The sequence below is a fragment of the Mycobacterium sp. E3298 genome, assembly GCF_001666895.1.
Classification (GTDB): Bacteria; Actinomycetota; Actinomycetes; order Mycobacteriales; family Mycobacteriaceae; genus Mycobacterium.
The window spans coordinates 1-5068 of the sequence record NZ_LZJB01000095.1 but is presented as its reverse complement, the minus strand read 5'-3'; the positions used below and the strand labels follow the sequence as shown (position 1 = coordinate 5068).

Annotated in this window: 6 protein-coding genes; 3 read left to right on the top strand and 3 right to left on the bottom strand. The window is 66.8% G+C overall.

All coding sequences use genetic code 11. From position 1 onward, the window contains the following. The coding region (locus tag A9X05_RS04360; protein WP_197498923.1) for a gamma-glutamyltransferase at positions 1-609 on the top strand (609 nt) is incomplete at its 5' end. Here the strand turns inward: A9X05_RS04360 and purD are convergent. Together purD and A9X05_RS04350 are read right to left on the bottom strand one after the other, a co-directional pair. Continuing rightward, positions 603-1874 carry a phosphoribosylamine--glycine ligase gene (gene purD / locus A9X05_RS04355; RefSeq protein WP_067779486.1) on the bottom strand — a complete coding sequence of 424 codons (1272 nt, stop codon included), beginning with the start codon at positions 1872-1874 and terminating at the stop codon, positions 603-605. The genes A9X05_RS04360 and purD overlap by 7 nt on opposite strands. 50 nt (positions 1875-1924) lie before the next feature. Further along, complete coding sequence (locus tag A9X05_RS04350) at positions 1925-2332, bottom strand: MarR family winged helix-turn-helix transcriptional regulator (protein ID WP_231978244.1); 408 nt, start codon at positions 2330-2332, stop codon at positions 1925-1927. A gap of 82 nt (positions 2333-2414) precedes the next feature. Between A9X05_RS04350 and A9X05_RS04345 the strand changes: the two genes are divergently transcribed. Next, on the top strand, positions 2415-3500 hold the full coding sequence (locus A9X05_RS04345; protein ID WP_067761485.1) for an aldo/keto reductase: 1086 nt from the start codon (positions 2415-2417) through the stop codon (positions 3498-3500). A gap of 7 nt (positions 3501-3507) precedes the next feature. Here the strand turns inward: A9X05_RS04345 and A9X05_RS04340 are convergent, their stop codons facing one another. Further along, a complete protein-coding gene (locus A9X05_RS04340; RefSeq protein WP_082970887.1) occupies positions 3508-4716 on the bottom strand; it encodes a serine hydrolase domain-containing protein in 1209 nt (402 codons plus the stop codon). 153 nt (positions 4717-4869) lie between these two features. On the opposite strand from A9X05_RS04340, the gene A9X05_RS04335 reads away from it, so the two are divergent. Beyond that, the coding region (locus A9X05_RS04335; RefSeq protein ID WP_197498922.1) for a hypothetical protein at positions 4870-5068 on the top strand (199 nt) is incomplete at its 3' end.

The following is a 5068-nucleotide window of genomic DNA, read 5'->3' as shown; positions in this document are numbered from 1 at the left end:
CAGCGGGCCGGCCTGATCGACCGCCGTCAGGCGAAGCCGGCGTCGGCGGGCACTCCCCGCGGCGGCACCGTGTACCTCACGGCCGCCGATGCTGCGGGGATGATGGTGTCGATGATCCAGTCGAACTACATGGGATTCGGGTCTGGGGTGGTGGTGCCGGGAACCGGCGTCTCGTTGCAGAACCGCGGAGCGGGTTTCGTTGCGGATCAAGGTCATCCGAATCAGGTCAGGCCGAATAAGCGACCCTTCCAGACGATCATCCCGGGCTTCGTCACCAAGGACGGCGCGCCGATGATGAGCTTCGGAGTGATGGGCGGGCCGATGCAGCCCCAGGGGCACGTGCAGGTCGTGGTCCGCATCGCCGACTATGGCCAAAATCCGCAGGCGGCTTGCGACGGTCCCCGGTTTCGCTGGGTGCAGGGCATGCAGATCAGCTGCGAACCGGGATTTCCCACGTCGACCCTCGACGGATTGCGTCGTCGCGGGCACGACCTGCTCGGGGTCGACGACTACAACCAGTTCGGCAGCTGCCAGGCGATCTGGCGGCTCGACGGCGGATATCTCGCCGTCAGCGATCCCCGCCGAGACGGCCAAGCCGCGGGTTACTGAACGCTGATCTTGCCTTCAGCGGCCAGCAGCGCGATATCACCACGAAAGTGGCTGCCGGGCAGTCGAATCGACCCCATCAGCTCATACGCCTGCGCACGCGCGGCGGCAAGGTCGGGGCCGGTGCCCACCACCGACAGCACCCGACCGCCCGAGGAGACGACCTCTCCGTCGTCGCGGCGCGCCGTACCCGCGTGCAGCACTCCCTCGGTTTCCGAGCCCGCGACCACGTCGCCGACGCGGGGACGGCCGGGATAGTTCTCGGCCGCCAATACCACCGTGACGGCCGCACCCTGCTCCCAGCGCAACTCACCGAAGTCGGCGAGCTTGCCGGTACCCGCGGCGTACAGCAGCTGGCCGAGCGGTGAACCCAACAACGCCAGCACAGCCTGGGTCTCGGGATCACCGAAACGGCAGTTGAATTCGACCACCGCCGGTCCCTTGCCGGTGATCGCCAGCCCGACGTACAGCAAACCGCAGAATGGGCAGCCCCGCCGAACCATCTCAGCCGCAACGGGTTCGACGATGTTGGTGACGATGTCGCGGTACAGGTCGTCGGGAAGCCACGGCACCGGCGCATAGGCACCCATGCCGCCGGTGTTGGGGCCGGTGTCGCCGTCGCCGACACGCTTGAAGTCCTGCGCGGGCAGCAGCGGCACCACGGTTTCACCGTCGACGACGCAGAACAGCGACACCTCGGGCCCGTCCAGGAACGACTCGAGCAGCACCGGGTGCCCCGCCTCGAGCAGCCCGGCGGCGTGCGCGCGCGCGACACCGCGATCCGCGGTCACCACGACGCCCTTGCCGGCGGCCAGCCGGTCGTCCTTGACCACCCAGGCCGGGTCGCCCGCAGGAGGCCCGAACCGGTCCAGTGCGGCATCCAAATGGGCGGGGCTGTCAACGGTTTCGCTGGTCGCGGTGCGCACGCCGGCAGCGGCCATGACCTCCTTGGCGAACGCCTTGGACCCTTCGATGCGCGCGGCGTCCTTACTGGGCCCGAAGCAGACGATGCCGGCCGTTCGCAGGGCGTCGGCCACGCCCAACACCAGCGGGACCTCCGGGCCGATGACCACCAGGTCGGCCCGGACCTCCCGCGCCAGGGCGACGACGTCGGAACCGGACGTGATGTCCACGTCGTGCTGCTCGGCGACCCGGGCGGTGCCGGCGTTGCCGGGGGCGACAAACAGCTCCGTGACCTGCGGGTCTTTCCGAAGCGCCAGCAGCAGCGCATGCTCACGGGCACCCGAACCGATCACCAGGACTCGCACGACACGTCAGACTAGCCGGGGCAAACGCCAAACGCCTACGGCACCCGCGTTCACAGAATCTTTTCGAGCAGATTTTTGAGGTCTTTCCGCTGCGCGACGGTGAGGCGTCCGAGACGCTTGTCGAACTCCGCGGACAGCAGCGCCAGCCCGTCCGTGGCGGCTTTGCGCCCGGCCGGGGTGAGTAAGAGCCGATGGCGCCGCAGGTCGCTGGCGTCGATCTGGCGCCGCACGAAGCCCGCGGCCTCAAGCCGTTTGAGGTAAACCGTGATCGTCGCCTTGGGCATGCTCAACGCCGCAGCGAGTTCGGCCGGATAGGGGTGCTCGTCGATCTCCGCAAGCAGGAAGAGCTCCTTGGATTCGAGCCCCAGCGCGCAGATGTCGGCCTCGGCGCACGAGATGACCGACAGCAGCACCCGATAGTTCAACGACCAGATCTTGGCCGCGTCGACCGCTGGCACCGACTTGCCAGATCGTTCAGACATAAACTAGTTTAGGAATGAACAAACACATAATCGAACAATTTACCAGAAAGTGGCCACCATGCCTCTGGATCAGTACGTGACACTCGGACGCTCCGGCCTGCGCGTCAGCCCCCTGTGTCTGGGCGCCATGACATTCGGCGAGGACCTCGGCTGGGGCACCAGTGTCGAGGAGTCTCAACAGATCATCGATCGATACACCGACCTCGGTGGCAACTTCATCGACACGGCCAACTTCTACACCCGAAGCCACTCCGAGAAGATCATCGGTGACCACATCGGGCGCGACGCCGGTCGCCGCGATCGCCTGGTGATCGCGACCAAGTTCAGCGGCAACCTGTATCCGGGAGATCCCAACGGCGGCGGCTCGGGCCGCAAGTCGCTGATCAACGCCTGCGAAAACTCGCTGCGGCGTCTGCAAACCGACTACATCGACCTGTACTGGCTGCACATCTGGGATGCCAACACACCCATCGACGAGACGATGGCGGCGCTCGACGATCTCGTCCGCGCCGGCAAGGTCCGCTACATCGGCGTCTCGGACACCCCGGCGTGGAAGATCGCCCAGGCCAACCTCATCGCCCGGTTCCGCGGCTGGTCGAGCTTCGTCGGCCTGCAGGTCGAGTACTCACTGCTGGAGCGCTCCATCGAACAGGAACTGGTTCCGATGGCGTCCGAATTCGGCCTCGGCATCACACCGTGGTCGCCGCTCAAGGGCGGCGCGCTGAGCGGCAAGTACACCCGGGCCAGCGCCGGCCGGCAGGACTCCGGCCGCGGCGCGATGGTCGACGCCTTCCTCGACGACAAGACCTACGCCGTTGTCGACGAACTCGAGCTCATCGCCAAGGCCCACCAGACGAACGTCGCCAGCGTGGCGCTGGCCTGGGTGCGCGCGCAGCCTGGCGTCTCGTCCGTCATCATCGGGGCGCGCAGGCTCTCGCAGCTCAACGACAACGTCCTCGCCGTCGACGTGGGCCTCGGCGCCGACGAACTGGCGCGGCTCGACGAGCTGACCAAGCCGAAGTTCGGGTTTCCGAACAACATGCTGGAGATGGCGCCGGGCATTCTCAACGGCGGGACGTCGGTCAACGGCGTCTCCGGACCGATTTCCGAGTACGTGATGCCCGAAGGCGGGCGGCCATACTGATTGACCGTCAGCCGAGTGCCTCATAGATCAGCCGGGTGTATTTCCGCGTCCGATCGGTTCCGCCCGATGTGACTTGTCCCATCTTGTTCATCACATAGGCGAACGTGGTGCGGCGGTCGACGTTCATCACCACCATGGAGCCGCCCCAACCGCCCCAGTAGCAGGTCCTCTCGTCGGGGATGTCGGGCACCGCCTCCGGATGGGGGAGGGCAAACCCGATGCCCCACCGTGCCGGCATGGCCAGCACCAGATCGGTGCCGTTGGCCTGCTCCTCGAAGATCAGGTCGATGGTGTCGGGTCGCAGGAACCGTACGCCATTGATCGTGCCGCCCAACGAAATCGGGGACAGGGCGCGGACCAGCGAACGCGCGTTGGCGTGTCCGTTGGCCGATCCGATCTCCGCTCGGCGCCACGCCGTCGTCTCGGCTGCCAGCGCGGTCTCCGCGGCGGGCGGGATCGCGGCGAACGTCTTATACATCGGATGGTCATGGGGGACCGCGTCGAGCGGCACGTCCAGCGGAGGCGGCGGGACCAGTTCGGCGATTCTGTGGTCGTCTTCGGGCCGGGCGCCGATCTGCAGGTCAGCGCCGAGCGGCTCGGCGATCTCCTGTCGCACAAAGTGTTTCAGCGTCATGCCGGTGGTTCGGCGGACCAGTTCGCCGACGAGGTGCCCAATGGTCACCGCGTGGTATCCCGACGCGGTGCCGGGTGGCCACCGCGGCGCCTGGCCTGCAAGCTGAGAAGTGGCTTTTCCCCAGTCGTAGACGTCCTCCAGGGCGAAGGGGGGCTCCCAGCCGGACATCCCGGAGGTGTGGCTGAGGATGTGGCGCACCTCGACGTCCTGCTTGCCGTTGGCGGCGAACTCGGGCCAGTACTTTGCGACCGGGGCGAACGGGTCGAGCAGGCCGCGGTCGATCAGCATCAGCGCCGCGAGCGCGGTCACGTTCTTGGTGCTGGAAAAAACGTTGACGATGGTGTTTTCCGACCATTCGCGGGTTCTGGCCCTGTCGGCATGCCCGCCCCAGATGTCCACGACGACGTCGCCGCCGACATCGATGGCGATCGCGGCGCCGAGTTCGCCGCCGGTGCTGACTTCGTCGGCCAGCGCGGCGACGAGATCCTCGAAGCGGCTGTCGTAGTGGCCGTGCAGCACGCCCGTCGTGAAGTTGGCGTCGATCGAGTCGCGGTTGCCGGCAAGACCGGTCTGGCTGTTCATCTGTACCTCCTTGAGTCCGAGGAACCAAGTGTGCGATGACGGCCGGCGAAGAACATTGGTCAAGGCGCGTAGATCCTCCGCGGACGCGGCCGAGCGGACGTATAGGCCATTCTGCTGATGTTTGCCGCGTCTGATCGACGCACGCTGGCTAACATGACTGAGACCGAGCGGTGCGCGGACACGCTGCGTTTGAACTGGAGCGATTTGGGGTTGAGCGAGCTCCCGACGGGAACCGTGACGTTGCTGCTGGCCGACGTCGAGGGCTCGACGCGGTTATGGCAGACCCAGCCCGATGAAATGCGCGCCGCCGTCACGCGGCTGGACCAGGCGGTGTCGGACCTGGTGACCGAGC

Excerpts from the sequence above, each read along its gene's own strand:
- A9X05_RS04345 (WP_067761485.1), top strand. The coding sequence starts at position 2,415 with ATGCCTCTGGATCAGTACGTGACACTCGGACGCTCCGGCCTGCGCGTC.
- A9X05_RS04340 (WP_082970887.1), bottom strand. The coding sequence starts at position 4,716 with ATGAACAGCCAGACCGGTCTTGCCGGCAACCGCGACTCGATCGACGCC.